Origin of the sequence: Arhodomonas sp. AD133 (assembly GCF_051195215.1) — a bacterium.
Taxonomy (GTDB): Bacteria; Pseudomonadota; Gammaproteobacteria; order Nitrococcales; family Nitrococcaceae; genus Arhodomonas.
In genome coordinates this window covers 24,566-44,200 of the sequence record NZ_JBNAZM010000010.1, presented here as the reverse complement: position 1 = coordinate 44,200, position 19,635 = coordinate 24,566, and the positions used below count along the sequence as shown (strand labels likewise).

Annotated in this window: 18 protein-coding genes; 9 read left to right on the top strand and 9 right to left on the bottom strand. The window is 65.5% G+C overall.

From position 1 onward, the window contains the following. Positions 1-91 precede the first annotated feature (91 nt). Together ACPEES_RS08325 and ubiA are read left to right on the top strand one after the other, a co-directional pair. Positions 92-661, top strand: coding sequence for a chorismate--pyruvate lyase family protein (locus tag ACPEES_RS08325; protein WP_435102986.1), 570 nt, complete (start codon positions 92-94; stop codon positions 659-661). Beyond that, positions 652-1,530, top strand: coding sequence for a 4-hydroxybenzoate octaprenyltransferase (gene ubiA, locus ACPEES_RS08320; protein ID WP_435102985.1), 879 nt, complete (start codon positions 652-654; stop codon positions 1,528-1,530). The genes ACPEES_RS08325 and ubiA overlap by 10 nt, the downstream gene beginning before the upstream one ends. Before the next feature lie 100 nt (positions 1,531-1,630). Here ubiA and recG read toward each other — a convergent pair whose 3' ends face one another. From recG to ACPEES_RS08290, 6 genes are all read right to left on the bottom strand, one after another. Further along, positions 1,631-3,715 carry an ATP-dependent DNA helicase RecG gene (gene recG, locus ACPEES_RS08315; RefSeq protein WP_435102984.1) on the bottom strand — a complete coding sequence of 695 codons (2,085 nt, stop codon included), beginning with the start codon at positions 3,713-3,715 and terminating at the stop codon, positions 1,631-1,633. 2 nt (positions 3,716-3,717) lie between these two features. Beyond that, positions 3,718-4,104 (bottom strand): RidA family protein, encoded by a 387-nt coding sequence (locus ACPEES_RS08310; RefSeq protein WP_435102982.1) that lies wholly within the window; start codon positions 4,102-4,104, stop codon positions 3,718-3,720. A gap of 100 nt (positions 4,105-4,204) precedes the next feature. After that, the gene (gene spoT, locus ACPEES_RS08305; RefSeq protein ID WP_435102980.1) at positions 4,205-6,376 is read right to left on the bottom strand and encodes a bifunctional GTP diphosphokinase/guanosine-3',5'-bis pyrophosphate 3'-pyrophosphohydrolase; all 2,172 of its coding nucleotides are present in this window, start codon (positions 6,374-6,376) and stop codon (positions 4,205-4,207) included. A gap of 17 nt (positions 6,377-6,393) precedes the next feature. Continuing rightward, the gene (rpoZ, locus tag ACPEES_RS08300; protein WP_435102978.1) at positions 6,394-6,681 is read right to left on the bottom strand and encodes a DNA-directed RNA polymerase subunit omega; all 288 of its coding nucleotides are present in this window, start codon (positions 6,679-6,681) and stop codon (positions 6,394-6,396) included. A 69-nt stretch (positions 6,682-6,750) separates the two neighbouring features. Beyond that, a complete protein-coding gene (gmk, locus tag ACPEES_RS08295) occupies positions 6,751-7,371 on the bottom strand; it encodes a guanylate kinase (RefSeq protein WP_435102976.1) in 621 nt (206 codons plus the stop codon). Between the two features lie 2 nt (positions 7,372-7,373). Beyond that, positions 7,374-8,240 carry a YicC/YloC family endoribonuclease gene (locus ACPEES_RS08290; RefSeq protein WP_435102974.1) on the bottom strand — a complete coding sequence of 289 codons (867 nt, stop codon included), beginning with the start codon at positions 8,238-8,240 and terminating at the stop codon, positions 7,374-7,376. A 122-nt stretch (positions 8,241-8,362) separates the two neighbouring features. On the opposite strand from ACPEES_RS08290, the gene rph reads away from it, so the two are divergent. Genes rph through ACPEES_RS08270 form a run of 4 tightly spaced genes read left to right on the top strand, consistent with a single transcriptional unit; the run spans position 8,363 to position 11,065 of the window. Next, the gene (gene rph / locus ACPEES_RS08285) at positions 8,363-9,082 is read left to right on the top strand and encodes a ribonuclease PH (RefSeq protein ID WP_435102972.1); all 720 of its coding nucleotides are present in this window, start codon (positions 8,363-8,365) and stop codon (positions 9,080-9,082) included. A gap of 50 nt (positions 9,083-9,132) precedes the next feature. Beyond that, positions 9,133-9,732, top strand: coding sequence for an RdgB/HAM1 family non-canonical purine NTP pyrophosphatase (gene rdgB / locus ACPEES_RS08280; protein WP_435102970.1), 600 nt, complete (start codon positions 9,133-9,135; stop codon positions 9,730-9,732). Beyond that, the gene (hemW, locus tag ACPEES_RS08275) at positions 9,729-10,880 is read left to right on the top strand and encodes a radical SAM family heme chaperone HemW (RefSeq protein ID WP_435102968.1); all 1,152 of its coding nucleotides are present in this window, start codon (positions 9,729-9,731) and stop codon (positions 10,878-10,880) included. Before rdgB ends, hemW begins: the two co-directional genes overlap by 4 nt. Further along, positions 10,877-11,065 carry a CPXCG motif-containing cysteine-rich protein gene (locus ACPEES_RS08270; protein ID WP_435102966.1) on the top strand — a complete coding sequence of 63 codons (189 nt, stop codon included), beginning with the start codon at positions 10,877-10,879 and terminating at the stop codon, positions 11,063-11,065. Before hemW ends, ACPEES_RS08270 begins: the two co-directional genes overlap by 4 nt. A 79-nt stretch (positions 11,066-11,144) precedes the next feature. On the opposite strand, the gene ACPEES_RS08265 is transcribed toward ACPEES_RS08270, so the two are convergent. Then, the gene (locus ACPEES_RS08265; RefSeq protein ID WP_435102964.1) at positions 11,145-11,522 is read right to left on the bottom strand and encodes a SirB2 family protein; all 378 of its coding nucleotides are present in this window, start codon (positions 11,520-11,522) and stop codon (positions 11,145-11,147) included. 235 nt (positions 11,523-11,757) lie between these two features. Between ACPEES_RS08265 and ACPEES_RS08260 the strand changes: the two genes are divergently transcribed. From ACPEES_RS08260 to ACPEES_RS08250, 3 genes are all read left to right on the top strand, one after another. Then, positions 11,758-13,998 carry a hypothetical protein gene (locus tag ACPEES_RS08260; RefSeq protein WP_435102962.1) on the top strand — a complete coding sequence of 747 codons (2,241 nt, stop codon included), beginning with the start codon at positions 11,758-11,760 and terminating at the stop codon, positions 13,996-13,998. 270 nt (positions 13,999-14,268) lie between these two features. After that, entirely contained in the window at positions 14,269-14,526 is a 258-nt protein-coding gene (locus ACPEES_RS08255; RefSeq protein ID WP_435102960.1) for a type B 50S ribosomal protein L31, read from the top strand. Between the two features lie 453 nt (positions 14,527-14,979). Then, complete coding sequence (locus tag ACPEES_RS08250) at positions 14,980-16,278, top strand: citrate synthase (RefSeq protein WP_435102958.1); 1,299 nt, start codon at positions 14,980-14,982, stop codon at positions 16,276-16,278. Positions 16,279-16,361: 83 nt separating this feature from the next. On the opposite strand, the gene ACPEES_RS08245 is transcribed toward ACPEES_RS08250, so the two are convergent. Both ACPEES_RS08245 and ACPEES_RS08240 read right to left on the bottom strand, forming a co-directional pair. Continuing rightward, the gene (locus tag ACPEES_RS08245) at positions 16,362-16,985 is read right to left on the bottom strand and encodes a hypothetical protein (RefSeq protein WP_435102956.1); all 624 of its coding nucleotides are present in this window, start codon (positions 16,983-16,985) and stop codon (positions 16,362-16,364) included. Positions 16,986-17,023: 38 nt separating this feature from the next. Beyond that, positions 17,024-19,492, bottom strand: a complete 2,469-nt coding sequence (locus ACPEES_RS08240) for a penicillin-binding protein 1A (protein ID WP_435102954.1) — start codon at positions 19,490-19,492, stop codon at positions 17,024-17,026. Between the last annotated feature and the right edge of the window lie 143 nt (positions 19,493-19,635).

Here is a 19,635-nt window from a genome sequence, read left to right as displayed (position 1 = left end):
GGCGCGACCAACACCCGGGACAACGACCGACTACAGCCCATGGAACGCGTGACCAAACGATCGTCGACGAATGTGCCATAGTCCCGAGCGAATGCGTGGAATCGGCGGCCTGGGCGCTCGCAACTGGCGCCCGGCAGGGGCCCCCACCGGCGCGCCGCCACCACCAACCCTGCGCGCCTGGATCACCGCCCCTGGCTCGCTCACCGAGCGGATGCGCCGGCATTGCCACGAGCGCTTCCGCGTCGCCGTGCTCGGCGAGCGCTGGGAGAGGCCGTGGCGGGATGAGGCGGTTCACCTGGGATTGCGTCCGCAACGCCGGGTCTGGATGCGGGAAGTACTGCTGTGCGATGGCGCAACACCGTGGATCTACGCGCGGACCATAGTGCCCGCGCCCACGCTCCGCGGGCGATTGCGGCGGCTGCGCGCCCTCGGTGGCGCGCCGCTGGCCAGCATTCTCTTCGGCCGCTCCCCTCTGGAACGCGGCCCCATAGAGGTCACGGCGCTGACCCCGGCGGACCGGCTGTTCGCCGCGGCCACCAGGCACTGCAACGGCCATCCACGCTGGGCTCGGCGCTCGGTCTTTCACGCCGGGCAGCGTTCGCTTCTGGTCACTGAGGTTTTCCTGCCCGCCCTGCTCGAGTGGATGTCGCCATGGAGATGACCGCCCGCAGCTTCGGCAATCGACTCTGGGCCTATGCCCGGCTGGCGCGACTGGACCGGCCCATCGGTAATTTCCTGCTGCTATGGCCCATGCTCTGGGCGCTCTGGCTTGCCGCCGAGGGCCCGCCGCGACCGGCGGTGCTGGCCGTTTTCGTGGTGGGAGTCCTGGTCATGCGGGCTGCCGGCTGCGTGATCAACGACTACGCGGACCGCAATTACGACGGGCACGTCAAGCGAACGGTCGACCGTCCGCTCGCCACGGGAGCGATCTCCGAGCACGAGGCACTCGCCGTGTTCACCGGATTGTGCCTGCTCGCCTTCGCGCTCGTGCTCACCATGAATGGCCTGACCATCGCGTTGTCACTGGTGGGCGTCGTGCTCGCAGCGACCTACCCGTTCGCCAAACGCCATACACACCTGCCCCAGGTACACCTCGGAGCGGCTTTCGGTTGGGCCATACCGATGGGTTTTGCGGCACAAACGGCGAGCCTGCCGCCTCTCACCTGGCTGGTGTTCATGGCCGCAGTCCTATGGGCAACGGTCTACGACACGGAATACGCAATGGTCGATCGCGACGATGATCTGCGAATCGGGATCAAGTCCACGGCCATTCTGTTCGGCGACCAGGACCGGCTGATCATCGCCCTGCTTCAGATCCTCATGACCCTGGTGCTCGCGGGCATTGGTATCGCCGCCGGTCTGTCGACCGTGTACTACGGCGCCCTCGTGCTCGCCAGCATGCTCTTCGCGTATCAGCAGTGGCTCATTCGCGAGCGCGAGCGCACCGCCTGCTTCCGCGCCTTCCTGAACAACAACTGGTACGGCGGCGTGGTGTTCGTGGGAATCGTTTTGCATTACATGTACCAGTAAGCGGCAAGTGAAAAGCGAAAGCTGAAAGAAGCCCCGCAGCGGATCGGCAGGGCGTTAACCAAGCTTTCGACTTGCCGCTTTCCGCTTTTCGCCGGTCACCTCACGCCTGCGCGTAGCGCTCTCCTTCGCCGACCCAGCGCTGGATGAGGGCATCGGCGCACTCGCGGTCCGCCGTGTACAAGCGGGCAGCTTCGCGGCGTACGTCGTCCAGAAGGTCGCCGTCGCGGGCAAGCTCGGCGATGCGGTACTGCATGGCACCGGTCTGGCGGGTACCGAGCAACTCTCCCGGACCGCGGATGGCAAGGTCGCGCTCGGCGATCCGGAAACCGTCGTTGCTCTCGCGGAGCACACCGAGTCGCGCCCGGGCAGTCTCGGACAGCGGCCCCTGATAGAGCAGCACGCAACTGCTCGCCGCGGTGCCCCGGCCGACCCGCCCGCGCAGCTGATGGAGCTGAGCGAGGCCGAGCCGTTCGGCATTCTCGATAATCATGAGCGAGGCGTTGGGGACATCGACCCCGACCTCGATCACCGTCGTCGCCACCAGCAAATCCACCTCGCCGCGCTCGAAAGCGGTCATCACGGCTTCCTTGTCCGCCCCCGCAACGCGGCCGTGGACCAATCCGATCGTGAGCTCGGGCAACGCCTCACGAAGGTATTCCGCAGTGGCCTCCGCGGCCTCCGCCTCCAGCACTTCGGACGTCTCCACCAGCGTGCACACCCAATACGCCTGGCGGCCCTCGGCACAGGCTGTGCGGACCCGCTCGACGATCTCGTCCCGGCGGCCGTTCGGGATCGCCACCGTCGTCACCGGCTGGCGCCCCGGCGGCAGCTCGTCGATGACCGACACGTCAAGGTCGGCGTACGCGGTCATGGCGAGGGTGCGCGGGATGGGGGTCGCGGTCATGATGAGCTGGTGCGGCTGCGTCTCGCCGCCGGCTCCCTTGTCCCGTAGCGCCAGGCGCTGGTGGACGCCGAAACGGTGCTGTTCGTCGACGACGGCAAGCCCCAGGCGATGAAACGCCACCTCATCCTGGAACAGGGCATGGGTACCGACGACCACCGCGGTGTCGCCGTCGGCAAGACGCTGAAGTGCTTCGCGCCTGCCGGCACCCGCAAGCCGGCCGGACAACCAGGTCACATCCACCCCGAGTGCTGTCAGCCAGTCCCGAAACGCGCGGTAATGCTGCTCGGCGAGCAGCTCCGTGGGCGCCATGATCGCCGCCTGCCAACCGCACTCCACCGCTGCGAGCGCGGCAAGCGCTGCAACCACGGTCTTACCCGAGCCCACGTCCCCCTGCACCAGTCGCAGCATCGCGTGCGTGTCGCCCATGTCACGAAGCACCTCGCCGAGGACGCGCTGCTGAGCGCCCGTAAGTGCGAAAGGCAGGCGCGTTAGCAACGCATCGCGTAGCTGCCCGTCACCGGCAAGCGCCGGAGCCGCCATGGCATTCTGATGCTCATGCCGCAGCCGCAGCAGGCTAAGCCGGTGAGCCAGCAATTCCTCGAATGCGAGACGGCGAACCGCCGGATGACGCCCTTCGATGAGATCGCGCACGGCCACATCCGGTGGCGGCCGGTGGATGGTCGCTAGCGCCTCATGCAACCCCGGAAGTGCGAGACTGGTGCGTAGCGACTCGGGCAGCAACTCGGGCACGCTCGCGGCGCACGTCTCCAGTGCATGCGCGACCAGACGCCGCAGGGTCGCCTGCGGCAACCCCTCGGTGGTCGGGTACACGGGGGTAAGCCCCTCGTCCACAGGGGCCGGCTCGTCGCCGCGGACCTGTTCCCATTCCGGATGCACCATTTGCAGCATGGCGAGACCGCTACGGGCCTCACCAAAGGCGCGAATCCGCGTACCGCGCGCGAACCGTTTGGCCTGGCTGGGGTAGAAGTGGAAGAACACCAGCTCCACCGCGCCGGTGCCATCGGCAATTCGACATACGAGGCGTCGACGGCGCCCCGGCACGACTTCCGCGTACTCCACGCGACCTTCCACCAGGCGCGATTCGCCCGGGCGCAGCTCCCCCAGGGGCGCGACACGGGTTCGGTCTTCATAGCGCAACGGCAGGTGGAACAGAAGATCGCTCACCTGCCGAAGGCCAAGTTTTGCCAGGCGCTCCGCCTGGCGGGCGCCGACGCGCGGCAGCTCCGTGACCGGTCGCCCGGCGGGCAAAACTGTGGCCACGATCAACCGGCGAGACTGAGGATCGCCTCCATCTCCACGTCCGCACCCTTGGGCAGCGCCGCCACACCGATAGCCGCGCGTGCGGGATAGGGCTCTGCGAAGTATTCGGCCATCAGCTCGTTGACCGTGGCGAAATTGCCGAGGTCGGTGAGGTAGATGCTGAGCTTGGCGATGTCCGCGAGATCGCCCCCCGCCGCCTGGCACACCGCGCGCAGATTGTCGAAAACCCGGCGGGTCTGCGCTTCGATGCCCCCTTCGACCAGCGTCATTGTTTCCGGGTCCAGCGGGATCTGCCCCGATAGGTAGACCGAATCACCGATCTTCACGGCCTGGGAGTAGGGGCCGATGGCCTGCGGGGCGTCGTCGGAATGAATGATTTCGCGGGACATGACTTCCTTCCTGCTGATGAGTCACAACTACGAAGTCGACGGAGGTGCGCTGAACCGGCGCGACGGGGCAATAGCGTCGCCCTTCCGGGCGCCTGCAAACTCAGCCCTTACGGCGCACGATACGCAGCACCGCGTTCAGGCGCCGCAAGCGACGCATGATCCGGGCGAGGTGGACACGGTCGCGAACCGCGAGTGTCACCCGGATGGTGGCGATCATCCCCTCCTTCTCCTCCTGATCCACCGCCTCGATGTTCGAATCGAGCTCCGAGACAGTGGCGGCGACGCCGGCGAGGACACCACGCTTGTTGACCACGTCGACGGCGAGGGTCACCGGGAACTCGCCGGCCACGGCCTCGTCCCACTGAACGTCGAGCCACTTCTCGGGATGATTGCGGTAGTCACGGATGTTGTGGCAATCGCGATGATGGATGACCACGCCACGGCCGGCACTGGCGAACCCGACGATGGGGTCGCCCGGGATCGGGCGGCAGCACCGTGCGAAGGTCACCACGGCGCCCTCGGTGCCACGCACGGTCAGCGGCCCGGCAGCACGATCGGTGACAGCCTCGCCCTGCTCGCCCCCCATGCCGGAAAGCCGCTGAGCCACGAGCCATGGCATCCGCTCACCGAGGCCGACGCCCTCGAACACGGCATCGAGGCTTTCACTGCCCAGCGAGACGAGCGCCTCGTCGACGCGCTCCTGCGGCAGCTCCTCGAGGGTCAGCTCGAAAGCCTGGAGGGCCTGCTCAACCAGCCGCCGGCCCAGGCTCACCGCCTCCGCGCCGCGCAGGCGCTTGAGGCTGTGACGAATGGCAGTGCGGGCCTTGGCAGTCACCACGAAGTCCAGCCACGCTGGATTCGGGCGGGCCACGGGCGCGGTGATCACCTCCACCGTCTGCCCGGTCTCAAGCGGCGTACGCAGTGGCGTCAGGCGGTGATCCACCATCGCGGCAATGCAGGCGTCACCGATGTCGGAGTGCACCGCATAGGCGAAGTCCACCACCGTCGCGCCGCGTGGCAGCTCCATGATCTCCCCCGACGGCGTGAACACATAGATCTCGTCGGGCAGGAGATCGATCTTGACGTTTTCGATGAACTCCAGGGAATTGCCGGCGTTGCGCTGCATTTCCAGCAGCCCGCGCACCCATTCCCGAGCCCGGGCCTGAGCCACGTTGGTGGCCTGTTCCGCCTCCTTGTAGAGCCAGTGCGCGGCGATCCCGGCCTCGGCGACTTTGTCCATCTCCGAGGTACGGATCTGAACCTCGATGCGGATGCGCCGGGGCCCCAGGAGCGTGGTATGCAGGCTCTGGTAACCGTTCGCCTTGGGGATGGCGATGTAATCCTTGATGCGCCCGGGCAACGGCTTGTAGAGCTGGTGGAGCACCCCGAGGACGCGGTAGCACGTATCCACCTGATCGACGATCACGCGAATGCCGTGCACATCGAAGACGTCCTGGAAGCTCGCGTGCTTGCTGCGCATCTTCTGGTAAATGCTCCAGAGATGCTTCTCGCGCCCGACCACGTGGGCTTCGATTCCCGCCTCGGCGAGACGCTCCTCCAGGGTGTGGCGCACCTTTGAGATAATCTCGCGGCGATTACCGCGCTGGCGCCGGACCTTCTCCTTGAGCACCCGGTAGCGCATCGGGTACAAGGCGGCGAAGCCGAGATCGTCGAGCTCCACGCGCAGGGTGTTGATTCCCAGGCGCTGGGCGATCGGCGCATAGATTTCCAGCGTCTCCCTGGCAATACGCCAGCGCTTGTGCGGGGGCATCACCCATATGGTGCGCATGTTGTGAAGGCGGTCGGCGAGCTTGATCAGGATGACGCGGATGTCCTGGGACATCGCAAGCACCATCTTGCGGAAGTTCTCCGCCTGGGCCTCGGCCTTCGACTTGAAATCGATCTGGGTGAGCTTGGAGACACCGTCCACCAGGGTGGCGACGTCTTCGCCGAACCGCTCGGCGAGCTCCGCCTTGGCGGTGGGTGTATCCTCGATGACATCATGGAGAATCGCGGCGATGATGCTGTCGGTATCGAGCCGCATCTCCGCCAGCACCTTGGCGACGGCCAGCGGGTGGGTAATGTAGGCCTCTCCCGACAGCCGCCGCTGGCCTTCGTGTGCCTCGGCGCCGAAGCAGTAGGCTTCGTAGACCCGGTGCACCTGCGCCGGCGACAGATAGGACTCCAGCAGCGTACACAGGTCCGCCGCCCGCGCGGCAGGATCCACGCTCACCGCGCCCGGCTCGACTACTACGTCGCCGCTGCTCGCCATATGCGCCGGCATCCCCGTCAGCTAAGGGGCGACTGGGCGTCGTCCGAACCACCCCCGGTGGGCACCTCGATTTCCGCCTCGGCGGACTCCACCGCCGCCTCGGCCTCCTGAGCGTCCAGCATCTCCGCGGTAACGCGGTGCTCGGCTATCTCGCGCAGCGCGACCACTGTTGGCTTGTCGTTCTCCCACTCCACCAGCGGTTGCTTGCCGCGGGCGATATGCCGCGCCCGGCGCGTCGCGGTGAGTACGAGCTCGAAGCGGTTGTCGATGTGTTCGAGGCAGTCCTCGACGGTTACACGCGCCATGCAGCGCACCTCCAGTTGGATATCTTGACAAATCGATTCTAGCGCCCTCCAGGGAGGACGAGAAAGCCCTCAGGCGCGCGAACCGAGCAACGCGGCAATGGCATCACGATAACGGCTTTGCTGACGTGGCAGCCGCAGGCGCTCCGCACGCACGATCGCACGCAGATCGGCAAGGGCACGATCGAAATCGGCATTGATCACGAGATAGTCGAACTCGTCATAATGCACCATCTCGTCCTCGGCGGCATGCATCCGCGCCTCGATCACGCCATCGCTGTCCTGGCCGCGGCCACGCAACCGCTGTTCGAGCTCTTCCCGGGAGGGCGGCAGAATGAATATCGACACCGCCTCCGGCATCAGCGCCCGCACCTGGCGCGCGCCCTGCCAATCGATCTCCAGGATGACGTCACGACCGCCGGCGAGCTCGCGGGCCACCGCCTCCCGCGTGGTGCCGTAACGGTTGCCGAAGACCTGCGCATGCTCCAGAAACGCTTCCTCCTCGACCAGACGCAGGAACGTCGCCTCATCGACGAAGTGATAGTGCACGCCGCTCTCCTCGCTTTCGCGCCGGGGGCGGGTCGTGTGCGAGACCGATACCACCACACTCTCGTCGGCCTCGAGCAGCGCGCGCACCAGGCTCGTCTTGCCGGCGCCGGAAGGCGCCGCGATGATGAACAGTGTTCCGGCCATGGCTACTCTATGTTCTGCACCTGCTCGCGCATCTGCTCGATGAGCACCTTCATCTCGACCGCCGCCTGAGTGGTGCGGGCGTCGTTCGACTTCGAGGAGAGGGTGTTCGCCTCCCGGTTGAGCTCCTGCATCAGGAAGTCGATCCGGCGGCCTACCGGGTCATCACGATCGAGGGTCTTCTCGACCTCCGCCACGTGAGCGAGCAGCCGCTCGAGCTCTTCATCCACGTCCAGACGCTGAGCGATAAAGGCGAGCTCCTGTTCCAGACGCCCCGGATCAGCGGTAACGTCGAGCTCGTCGAGCCGCTTCTGGAGGCGCTCGCGCACCTCGCTATTGACCTCCGTGCGCCGCTCGCGCACCTCACGGGTAAGCCGCGCCACCTCGCGTGCCCGCTCGCGAATGATTTCGGCCAGGCGCGCGCCTTCGCCTTCCCTCATGCGCACCAGCTCGGTGACGGCCTCGTCGAGGAGGCCGAGCGCAGCTTCGGCGACGGGCTGCAGATCCGGATCGGTCTCCGCCATGACCCCCGGGGTGCGCAGCACCTCCAGCGGCGAAACCGGTGCCGATTCCGGCAGGCGTTCGCCAAGCCTGGTGCACGCCTCGATCACCTGCTCCGCATACGGCCAGTTCAGCTGCAGCGTCGCCGCGACGCCCACCGCCGGGCGATAGCGCAGGGTGCACTCGAGCTTGCCGCGACCAACCCGCCCCGCCACGCGTTCACGCAGCGCCCCTTCGAGAAAGCGCAGCTCCTCCGGCAATCGCGGATGGACGTCCAGGTAACGATGATTGACCGAGCGCAGCTCCCAGCTGAGCTTACCCCACTCGCCCTCGACATCGCGCCGCGCGAAGGCGGTCATGCTGCGAATCATTGGTCCGGCCCTCGATATGATGAACGATGAATGGTACGCGGAACGCGAATGCGAAAAAACCGCCGGGGACGGCCGTATGTTAGGCTGAGCGGCTACCCGAATCTGACCCACGGAGATCGACGATGCAGCGACCCAGCGGCCGCGCCCCGGACAAAGGCCGATCCGTTCGCTTCACCCGCCATTTTACCCGGCACGCGGAAGGGTCCGTGCTGGTGGAATTCGGCGACACCCAGGTGCTCTGCACCGCTTCCGTGGAAGAGCGAGTGCCACCATGGCTGCGCGGTGCCGGCAAGGGCTGGGTGACTGCGGAGTACGGCATGCTGCCGCGCGCCACCGGCACCCGCAATGACCGTGAAGCCGCCCGGGGGCGTCAGCAGGGGCGCACGATCGAGATCCAGCGCCTCATCGGCCGGGCGTTGCGCGCGGGCATTGACCTCGAAGCCCTTGGCGAGCGCCGCGTGGTCATCGACTGTGACGTTATCCAGGCCGACGGCGGAACCCGCACCGCGAGCATCACCGGCGGCTATGTAGCGCTCGCCGACGCGATGCGCCGTCTCGCCTGCAGCGGCCAGGTTCGCCGGAACCCGCTGATCGGACAGATCGCAGCGGTCTCCGTGGGCATTTACCGGGGCGAACCGGTCCTCGACCTGGACTACGCGGAAGACTCCGAGGCGGAAACCGACATGAACGTGGTCATGAATGAAGCCGGCGGCCTGATCGAGATCCAGGGCACCGCCGAAGGTCATGCGTTTCGCCGCGACGAGCTGGACGTCATGGTGGGACTCGCCGAAAAGGGTATCGGCACACTCATCGACGCTCAGCGCGAAGCGCTGGACGACTAGACTCCCGAACACCTCCCGAAGGAACGCTCGCTACCGCTTTGCCGCACGCCATGAAGCTCGTACTCGCCAGCAACAACGAAGGCAAGGCCAGGGAAATCGAAGCGCTGCTGTCGCCCCTGGACGTAACGCTCACGGCCCAGTCGTTCTACTTCGTGCCAAGCGTCGAGGAAACCGGCCAGACCTTCGTGGAGAATGCGATTCTCAAGGCTCGCAACGCCTGCGCGCATACCAGCCTCCCGGCGATTGCCGACGATTCCGGACTGGAGGTGGCCGGGCTCGACGGCGCGCCGGGGATCCACTCGGCACGTTTTGCCGGCCCCGATTCGAACGACGCCACCAACAACCAGCGACTGCTCGACGAGCTCTGCGACCTCGACGACACCGAGCGCCACGCACGTTTCGTCTGCGTGGTCGTGTTCCTTCGTCACGCCGCCGACCCGACCCCACTCATCTGCCAGGGCACCTGGAACGGTCGGATCCTGGAGGCGCCCCGGGGGGACAATGGTTTCGGCTACGATCCGCTGTTCTACGTGCCGGAGCTCGGCGCCACCGCCGCCGAGCTGGATGCCGTCACCAAGAACCACCACAGCCATCGCGCGCGCGCACTGGCTGCGCTTCGCGAAGGACTCGGCGAGCACCTGCACCCATGAGCGCAAGGCCGCCCCTCGGCCTCTACGTCCACCTGCCGTGGTGCGTGCGCAAATGCCCGTACTGCGATTTCAACTCCCACGCATTGCGCGGCGAGCTGCCGGTGGACGCCTATATTCAGGCACTGCTCAGAGATGCCACGGCCGAGGCACGGGCCGCCAGCGGACGCCGCGTGGAGACCATTTTCATCGGCGGCGGCACGCCGAGCCTCTTCCCACCGGAGGCGATCGCACGTCTGCTGGCGGGCCTGCGCGAGCGTCTGAACCTGAATGAAGACGCGGAAATCACGCTGGAAGCGAACCCGGGAACCACCGAGCACAGCGGCTTCGCGGCACTGCGGCAGGCCGGCATCAACCGCATCTCCCTCGGCGTGCAAAGCCTGAACGAGCACCAGCTCCGCCGGCTGGGCCGCATACACGGTCCGGATGAGGCCCGAACCGCAGCATCGGCGCTCAACGACGCGGGGCTCAGCAGCCACAATCTCGACCTGATGTACGCTCTGCCCGAACAGAGCACCGTGGAGGCTCTTGCGGACGCCGACGCGCTGATTGCTTTGGACGCCCCGCACCTGTCCTGCTATCAGCTCACGCTGGAACCCGGCACGGCGTTTGCCGAAAAGCCGCCGGTCATTCCGGACGACGACGCGGCGTTCGCCATACAGGAAGCGGTCCACGCCCGCCTTCGCGCCGGCGGCTATCGTCGCTACGAGATCTCCGCCTGGAGTCGCCCGGGACACGAATGCCGCCACAACCTGAACTACTGGACCTTCGGCGACTATCTCGCCATCGGGGCCGGCGCCCACGGCAAACTGACACGCACTGACGGGGAAATCGTGCGCTACAGCCGCATGCGCCACCCACGCCGCTACATGGCGACACACAACGAGGGGACGGTCGCCGAAACACGGCTCGTCACACCCGGCGACCGCATGCTGGAGTTCATGATGAACGCCATGCGCCTGCCCGCCGGCGTGGACGAGACTCTCGCCGAAGCGCACACGGGCCTGCCGATCAGCGACTTCGACGCCGGCCGCCAGCGCGCCCTCGCCACCGGCCTCCTGGCTGACACGCCGGGGCGGCTTCAGCCAACCGAACGAGGCCAGCTCTTCCTCAACGACCTGCTCGCCTGCTTTCTGGAGGACGCGGCTTGATCGAGGAAGTCACCGTGCATTGCCCCTACTGCGGCGAACCGTTCACCACACTCGTGGACTGGTCGGGTGGTGCGCAGCATTATGTCGAGGACTGCCAGATCTGCTGCCAGCCCATCGAGTTCCGCCTTCAGCCGGACCCTGAGGGTGATGGCGACACGGTCTCGGTCGCCCGCGGCGACGATTAGCGGCAGAAGCCTCACGCAGGCACCACTGCCTCGACGGCAAGCGCTGCGCGCCTTGGCTCACGCGCCCGCGCCGCCTCGCTCACAATGGCCAGGGCGTTTTGGTGACAGCCGTGTGCGCGATGTAGACGAACACCAGTAACGCCGCGACGAAAGCGGCGGCGCGCTGGCCCCTGGTCCGTCCACGCTTCAAAGCGACGGTCCCGAGCACGATATACGCGACAAGCGCCACCAGCTTCGCCGTAATCCAACCGTGCGCCACCATGGGGTACCGCCATACGGCCACCGCCAGCCACAAAGCGCTCAACAGGAGCACGGTATCGACCACATGCGGAAGGACTCGTACCCAACGCCGCTGTAACATCGTCGAGCCGGCCAGCATCCAGCCGCCACGAAGCAGGAAAAGCAACAGCGTGACAGCCACGGCGGTCAGATGAACGTGCTTGGCGATGGCGGCCATGAGGAGACTCCCCGGTCGGTGACTCAACAACTCTCGAAGCGGCATTATGCCAACCGGTCGACATTTCCGTCTGCCGGCTTGGTCCCAATTGCAGCGTCGGGTTACATTCCCGCGCGAGGGGCGCCTTTCTCCCACCCGAGGGGACCGGCCAAAGGGCCGCGGTCTACGCCGCCCGGCACGGGCGGCGACACGGAAGTGCCCACGCCAGAACCGCGAACAATAAGGACGGACTCACATGCGACACAAGCGCATCTTCTCTTCCCTGGGGGCAATAGCGTGCAGCGCGCTGCTCGCCGCCTGTGGTGGCGGCGAGGACAGCAATCCGCTGTCTCCGGCCGACCTGAATATCGAGCTGCACGCCGATACGACGACGCTGCCCGTGCAGACCGGTGAATTCCAATACCCGTACACGGATCGGCACACGACCAACGTCTGGGCGGAAATCACCCTTGAGAATGGTGACCCGATTCCATCCGGCACCGAGGTACAATTCACGGTACGGGGCGGGCAGACCAGCACTGGCGCCATTTACCCGTCGGACCTGAGCGAAACGAAGGAGCTGCCGGACGGCACGGAGGTTCCTCAAGGCTTCTGGAGCTGGTCGGAGGAATCGGGCGGCGGCATAGCCCGGGTCATATTCCACGCCTGGGAGCAGACCGGCAAGGTCACCATCCGCGCTTCCGCGGTCCACCCCGGCAGCGAAGAAACGAGCTACGATGACCTCGCGATCACGGTCGGCTCCGATGCCAGCGACCGCATGCCCGCAACCATAACCGGCCAGCTCGAGGACGCCCCGGTCTATACGGCCGGTTCGGGACACGACGATACCGGAGTTCTCGCCGCCACGATTCGCGACGGGGCGGACCAGCTCGTCGAGGACCCGCAACAGGACAACCTCCTGGCCGAGATCGTCAGCGACAATCCACACGCGCGTCTCCGCGCCGATGGCGAATCCGGGACCAACGTTTCCACGAGCACCGTTCGCGGCGAAGCCAACGTGGAAGTCGTCGCCGGCAACCAGCCCGAGCGCATTGACATCAAGCTGACGAGTGACCGGGACAACAACGTCGAGGACGGTCTACAGGACCCGGTGACCGATACCATCACCGTCGCCATTTCCGACGGGAACGTCGCGAGCCTCACCCTGACGGGGCCATACATTGACGCAATCCGCGCCAATGGTGTCGACGAGCCGTTCGTTCTCCCGCTCGGCGAAGACGACGCGTTCCAGGATGGCACCTATTCCCGAGTCATCAGCGTCATTGCGACAGACCGGTTCGGCAATCCGGTGCCGCCGGGAACGCAGGTCCGCTTTACGCTCATCGATTCGCCGTTGACCGGATACCCCCAGAGCACCGGCACGTTCCGAATTCAGGGCGCGGACGGTGACGCGGAAGAAGGCGGCACGACGTTCGAGAGCGTTTCCGGAGACTTCGTCACGGACAGCGTGCTGCCGGACGACCATCTGGTGATTACCGCGGATCCGGAAGGCACGAACCGCAGCTATATCGGTGGCTATCCCGTCGACTATGTCATGGACGAGACGACGCTGTTCACCGAATCAACGTTCCCCCTCAACAACGAGTCGGGATCCAGCGTGGATACCGGTGCTACGCTGCCCTACGTCATCGGCCGCCCACAGTACGGAAACGTGTTTTCGCCCGCCGGTACGGACGACTCCGGCACCGCCTCCACTACCATCAATTACCCGATCACCCGGCTCAATCAGCGTGCGCTGCTGGTCGCCGAGGCGGATGGCACCCAAACGACAGCCCCGGTGTTCTACGCGAGCATGCGCCCCCTGAGCCTGACAAGCTCGCATACGGAGCTGGCACCGAACAGCACGACCGACGTCACGCTCTGCCTGGTCGACGCAAACGATGCGCCGGTCAACAGTGTGGAGCTCGGCTGGTCCACAACCGGCGGAGCGCAGGTGCAGGTGAACAACGGCCAGCCGGTTGTAACAGGAGCCAACGGGTGCACGACGGTCGAGGTGGACATCGACGGCCAGATCACCGGAGGCGAGCCGATCACGCTCACCTTCATGGCGGGCGAAGAAGAAGAAGCGCGCGCCGAGATTACGATCCGAGCTATCGGACAGGGCCAGCTCGCTGGCAACATCAGCCGAACGTACGTTGACGACGACAACAACGGCGTGAATGAATTCAGCGAGTTCACGATCAGCGTCCAGCTATTCGACGAGTCGGGTCAGCCCGTCGCCAACGACCCCTTGACGGCGACAGCGGAGGCCGACGGCGACAACGCCCAAATCGTGAGCAAGACTTGGCTGACCGGGCGTCGCACCAACTCCAGCGGCTCGGCCACCGTCGAGTTCCGCACGAAGGGCTGCGCGACAGATACGTTCACCTTCACCGTGGAATCGCAAGGTGGCGCGTCATTCAAGGCCGTCGGTAAGGTCGGGGAGCGAACCGAAGGACTCACTGCCACCGATTGTCAGGGCAATAGTGGCCCGTAAGAGCGGACGCGGGGTCAGAGGCAGCTGCCTCTGACCCCGCTTGTCAATCACCAGGAACCACCAATGGGGGCCCCATCGCAGGTTCGCCCCTCCCTGCTAAACGCTGCGGCAGTCAGGCCACCTTCACGCGCAACGCTCACACACTCAGCGGCACACTGACCCTGGGTTGGCGACTTGCGCCGAAAGCGCCTCGCCTGTATGTTTGCGTGTCCATACGTACGCGGCTCCGGGTCGCAGTCCGGATGCCAGGCGGCCAACCAAGGTGAGAGCATGAAAAAGGATATCCATCCCGAGTACCGCGAGGTGATCTTCCAGGACCCCACTGCGGATTTCGCCTTCAAGACGCGCTCCACGGTCCGCACCAGCGAGACCATTACCTGGGAGGACGGCCAGGAGTATCCGCTGGTCAAGGTGGAGGTCTCGAGCAAGAGCCACCCGTTCTTCACCGGTAAGCAGCGCGTGCTCTCCAGCGGCGGTCGCGTCGACCAGTTCCGCAAGCGGTACGGCCGGCTCGCGAAGAACAAGTAAGGCGGGTACCGGCTCACGAAGCCACACGGTCACGAACGAAAGGCGCCACGAGGCGCCTTTCTTGTATCCGCTCGACACACACTTGCCGGCGGCACTCGGACTTGCACCTTCCCCGCCAGCGCAACGCTTTGTAATTGAGCCTTGTCTTTTGGCGCTTTCCTCGTGCTGCCCCGCAACACGATCATCACATGAGGTAGCGGTTAGCCTTCCCGCCTATTGGGTTTATTGATAGTATCTCCGCGGCCCTGTCCTGACGGTGCCACGGACCGAACGCTCACAGCCCCACGAGCCGGTCCGCAGTAGCCGCTCCAGTCGTGTCGGCGCCCTCCGGGCGAACCGTCATCACATCGGGACACCGGTGCCTGCAAGCGCAGGGCGCGTGAACCGGGAGGCCGCGCACCCGCGCCACGGATCACACCCGTTATGGCGCCGGACCAACCAGGAGACCTGTCCATGTCCGATAAGACCGTCACGATTACCGAGAACAGCACGGGCAAGACCGTGGAGTTCCCCGTACGCGAAGGAACTCATGGTCCGGACGTGATCGATATCAAGACGCTCTACCGGGATACGGGATGCTTCACCTACGACCCCGGCTTCACGTCCACGGCGAGCTGCCGCAGCGACATCACCTTTATCGACGGCGATCAGGGCATTCTTCTGTATCGCGGTTACCCCATCGATCAGCTCGCCGAGCAGAGCTCTTTCCTGGAAGTGTCGTACCTGCTGCTCAACGGCGAACTCCCGAGCCAGACGGAACTGGAGACGTTCGAGCACTCGATCACCCGGCACACGATGGTGAACGAGAGCCTCAAGAACTTCTTCAATGGGTTTCACTACGACGCCCATCCCATGGCGATGCTCACGGGCGTGGTCGGATCGCTGTCGGCCTTCTATCACGACACGATCGATATCAACGACCCGGAAAACCGCATGCTCTGCGCCCACCGGATCATCGCGAAGATGCCCACCATAGCGGCGGCGGCATTCAAGCACATGATGGGCGAGCCGTTCGTGTACCCGCAGAACCGGCTGTCCTACTGCGGCAACCTGTTGAACATGCTCTTCGCGCGCCCCACGGAAGAGTTCGAGATCAACCCGGTCGCCGAACGCGCCCTCGATCAGCTGCTCATCCTTCACGCCGAGCACGAGCAGAACGCGAGCACATCCACCGTGCGGCTGGCGGGTAGCACGGGCACCAACCCATTCGCAGCGATCGCCTCCGGCTGTGCCGCGCTGTGGGGGCCGGCGCACGGCGGCGCGAACGAAGCCGTGCTGAACATGCTCGAGCAGATCGGCGACGTGAAGAACGTGCCGACCTATATCGACAAGGCGAAGGACAAGGATGACCCGTTCCGCCTGATGGGCTTCGGCCATCGCGTTTACAAGAACTACGATCCGCGCGCGACGATCATCCGCAAGACGTGCCACGACGTGCTCGACGAGCTCGGCATGGGCGACGACCCGCAACTCGAGCTGGCCATGCGGCTGGAGGAGATTGCGCTCGCCGACGACTATTTCGTCGAACGCAAGCTCTACCCGAACGTGGACTTCTATTCGGGCATCATCTACCGGGCGCTGGGCATCCCTTCGGAGTTCTTCACGGTGCTCTTTGCTCTCGGGCGCACACCGGGCTGGGTGGCGCAGTGGATGGAGATGGTGGCCGATCCGGAGCAGCGCATCGGACGCCCCCGGCAGCTCTACACCGGTGCTCCCAAGCGAGACTACGTGCCGCTGCACCGCCGGCGTTAACGCTGGCCGCCCGGCGCCCCGAGCGCACACCATGCGGGCAAGCCCGCCCCCATCCGGGGGCGGGCTTGCTCGACGTGGGCCATTTAGAGCTCATCAGCCACCGGTGTCGCCAGAAGACGTCGCACGTCATCGACGGCAGCACGCGTCATGGGCTGGCCATCAACACGACTGTGCGGCGGCTGCCGCAGCCCCCGCAAGTCGAAAACACTCAGGTCGAAACGGGCATCTCCCGCGACGAAGCGATAGACCGGCAGAAACACGTACTCGTCCCCGAAACGAAAACGGCGCTCGTCCGTATCGAACGGGATATCGTGCTCCATGAGAAACAGCGCGACTTCTTCAGGTGTGTCCACGAAGACGTGCAGGTGAACGTCCGAGAACTCACCCGCGGTGCCATCCAGGACATCCCCCACCAGCCGCGGACGAAACGCCGCGAAGAACTCCATCGCCTCGACCGCGGCCTCACGCAAGGAACGCAGGCGCTCCTTTTGAGCGGCGCCACCGAATAACCGCTGGTAATCACGAAGCGCCGCCTGAATTTCACGGTTCTGGGGCAGGTTGCGCGTATCCCGCGCGCCGAGACGGTCAGCCGCCTTGCGCTTGGCAAGCTGGAAATCCCGCACCCCCTGCTCGGCCATGATCCGCGCGGCCTCCTGGATCAGACGCTCGCGCATGCGCTCGTCGCGCGCTTGCTGACGCTTCGCCATGGCCTCTCCTCCCCTCGTGGCCTGAAGCCGGAACACCTTCAGAACAGGGTGCCGCCGTCTTCAGCACCGGCCCCACCACTACCGTAGGTTCCGTTCGCACCCGCCGCCCCTCGCTCAGGGACGTGACCGGCCCGGAACGTCTCGACCATGCTGTTGCCGTCACCGTCGCTCCGCAACCCTGTCTCGCGATCGATACGCACACTCACGAGCCCGGCCGGCCGATCCGGAACCGACTCCGGCACACCATCGAGCGCATCGTCCATGTAATCCACCCATATGGGCAGCGCGGCTCGCCCTCCCGTCTCGGCACGACCGAGCGGCTGCAGGCGGTCGAAGCCAACCCATGCAGTCGTCACCAGCTCCCCATTGAAGCCCGAGAACCAGGCATCCACCTGATCGTTGGTCGTCCCCGTCTTCCCGGCGAGATCGTTGCGACCGAGCTGCATGGCCTTTCGACCGGTGCCATGACGCACCACATCACGCAACATACTGCCCATCAACCAGGCGTTGTCGGCCGGGAGCACGCGCGGCGCGGGCAGTACGCTCGCGGTTTCCGCCAACGCCGGCGACACCGCTCCGGGCAGCAGATCGAGGCCTCCGCTGTCGAGGCCAGCGGCTCCCGCTGCAACATCATCGTCATTGGCGTCACACGTCGGTTCACACACACGGTAATGCACGGGCTCGTATATGACCTCGCCGAGGTCATTCTCCACCCGCTCGATCAGATAGGGCGCCACGAGGTGGCCGCCATTGGCGAACACGGAATATCCCCGCGCAAGCTGCATGGGTGTCACGCTCGCCGTCCCCAGGGAGAGCGATAGATTCCTGGGGAGACTGTCGCGCTGGAATCCGAAGCCGGCGATATGGTCGATCGTCGGCTGCACGCCGACGCGCCGAAGCACGCGGATCGATACGAGATTACGTGAATGAATCAGTGCCTTGCGCAATCGCGTGGGGCCGAAGAAGCGCTGACTGTAGTTCTGGGGCCGCCAGGTAGCCTCCAGTGATGGATCGTGAAAGACCACCGGCGCGTCGTTGACGATCGTCGCCGGCGTGAACCCGTTCTCCAGGGCTGCCGAATAAACGAATGGCTTGAATGCAGACCCGGGCTGGCGCTCGGCCTGCAGGACGCGATTGAAATTGGACAACCCGAAATCGTAGCCCCCGACCAGCGCCTCGACCGCGCCATCGTGCGGCGACAACGACACCAGCGCCCCCTGAGGCTCCGGAATCTGCGCCAGCCGCGGGCCATCCGGGGTCTCACGTACACGCACGATGTCGCCGACGGACAACACGTCCGATGGGCTGTCCGGCGCCGGCCCCACGACGTCCCGCGTCCGGAAAGGCTTGGCCCATTGCATGGCCGAAAACGGCAAGCGCCATGGCTCACCCCGGGCAACAGATAGCAAGGTGGCACCTTCGTCGTCGACCTTCACGACTGCCGCATTGATCAGGCCACTCACCTGCTCGTAGTCGCCCAAGCGCGCCAGCATTGCACTGGCGTCCGGCTCGTCACCGACGTCGAGATGATCCACGGGGCCACGCCAGCCGTGACGCTCGTCGTAAGCATGCAGTCCCTGCTGCAACGCCGCCCTGGCGGCCTTCTGCCGCGCACCGTCGATCGTGGTGTACACGCGGTACCCCTCCGTGTAGACGACCTCCTTGCCGAAGCGCGCAACCAGACGCTGGCGCACGGTCTCCGCCACGTACGGGGCATCGACTTCCGGGCGCACACGGTGAACCTCGGCGGTAATCGGTGCTTGCCGCGCCTGCGCATAGGTATCGCTGTCGATCATCTCCATCTCGAACATACGGCGCAGGACATAGTTGCGGCGTTCGACGGCACGCCCGGGATTGGCCACCGGATTCCATGCCGACGGTGCCTTCGGCAGCCCGGCGATCATCGCGGTCTGCGCCAGATCGAGCTCATCCAGACTGCGTCCGTAATAGATGCGCGCCGCCGCAGCGACACCGTATGCGCCCTCGCCCAGATAGATCTTGTTGAGATAGAGCTCCATGATCTCCTCCTTGGAGAGCAATCGCTCTATCTCCAGGGCGAGCAGGATCTCCCGCGCCTTGCGGATGTACGTCTGCTCGGGGGAAAGGAAGAAATTCCTTGCCACCTGCATCGTGATGGTGCTACCGCCCGGCCCTTTCTCACCTGTACGCACGAGATACCACACCGCGCGCATCAGACCCTGATAATCGACCCCGGGGTGCTCGAAGAAACGCTGGTCCTCAGCCGCCATAAAGGCGTCCACCACGCGCGAGGGGAACTGTTCGTAGTGCAGAGGGATCCGGCGCTGGCTCCCGAACTCGGCGATAAGCCGGCGGTCGCGGGTATACACGCGCAACGGCTCCTGGAAATCGACCTCACGCAGCCGCTCGACGGGCGGCAGCCCCGGTGCAAGAAGATAGTAGCCCAGTGCCAGCGCCAGCACCGCCACGAACCCCAGGGCAGCGAGCGATGCGAGGCCGTACACGAGCGCGCGCAACAATCGTTTCATAAGTCCACGTCGATCGGCGGTAAGGACAAGCCCGCAGCAACGGCCCGGCAGTATACCATCGGCATGGGCACGCCCGTCGCCGAAGCGAGCAAGCGACCACTGGTTCACAAGCTAGTCGATCACGTCTTGATCTTGCCTGTGCC

What these genes read in the sequence shown, in the direction of transcription:
- ACPEES_RS08325 (WP_435102986.1), top strand. Translation starts at nt 92, where the DNA reads ATGCGTGGAATCGGCGGCCTGGGCGCTCGCAACTGGCGCCCGGCAGGG.
- ubiA (WP_435102985.1), top strand. Translation starts at nt 652, where the DNA reads ATGGAGATGACCGCCCGCAGCTTCGGCAATCGACTCTGGGCCTATGCC.
- ACPEES_RS08310 (WP_435102982.1), bottom strand. Translation starts at nt 4,104, where the DNA reads ATGTCCCGCGAAATCATTCATTCCGACGACGCCCCGCAGGCCATCGGC.
- spoT (WP_435102980.1), bottom strand. Translation starts at nt 6,376, where the DNA reads ATGGCGAGCAGCGGCGACGTAGTAGTCGAGCCGGGCGCGGTGAGCGTG.
- rpoZ (WP_435102978.1), bottom strand. Translation starts at nt 6,681, where the DNA reads ATGGCGCGTGTAACCGTCGAGGACTGCCTCGAACACATCGACAACCGC.
- gmk (WP_435102976.1), bottom strand. Translation starts at nt 7,371, where the DNA reads ATGGCCGGAACACTGTTCATCATCGCGGCGCCTTCCGGCGCCGGCAAG.
- ACPEES_RS08290 (WP_435102974.1), bottom strand. Translation starts at nt 8,240, where the DNA reads ATGATTCGCAGCATGACCGCCTTCGCGCGGCGCGATGTCGAGGGCGAG.
- rph (WP_435102972.1), top strand. Translation starts at nt 8,363, where the DNA reads ATGCAGCGACCCAGCGGCCGCGCCCCGGACAAAGGCCGATCCGTTCGC.
- rdgB (WP_435102970.1), top strand. Translation starts at nt 9,133, where the DNA reads ATGAAGCTCGTACTCGCCAGCAACAACGAAGGCAAGGCCAGGGAAATC.
- hemW (WP_435102968.1), top strand. Translation starts at nt 9,729, where the DNA reads ATGAGCGCAAGGCCGCCCCTCGGCCTCTACGTCCACCTGCCGTGGTGC.
- ACPEES_RS08265 (WP_435102964.1), bottom strand. Translation starts at nt 11,522, where the DNA reads ATGGCCGCCATCGCCAAGCACGTTCATCTGACCGCCGTGGCTGTCACG.
- ACPEES_RS08260 (WP_435102962.1), top strand. Translation starts at nt 11,758, where the DNA reads ATGCGACACAAGCGCATCTTCTCTTCCCTGGGGGCAATAGCGTGCAGC.
- ACPEES_RS08255 (WP_435102960.1), top strand. Translation starts at nt 14,269, where the DNA reads ATGAAAAAGGATATCCATCCCGAGTACCGCGAGGTGATCTTCCAGGAC.
- ACPEES_RS08250 (WP_435102958.1), top strand. Translation starts at nt 14,980, where the DNA reads ATGTCCGATAAGACCGTCACGATTACCGAGAACAGCACGGGCAAGACC.
- ACPEES_RS08245 (WP_435102956.1), bottom strand. Translation starts at nt 16,985, where the DNA reads ATGGCGAAGCGTCAGCAAGCGCGCGACGAGCGCATGCGCGAGCGTCTG.
- ACPEES_RS08240 (WP_435102954.1), bottom strand. Translation starts at nt 19,492, where the DNA reads ATGAAACGATTGTTGCGCGCGCTCGTGTACGGCCTCGCATCGCTCGCT.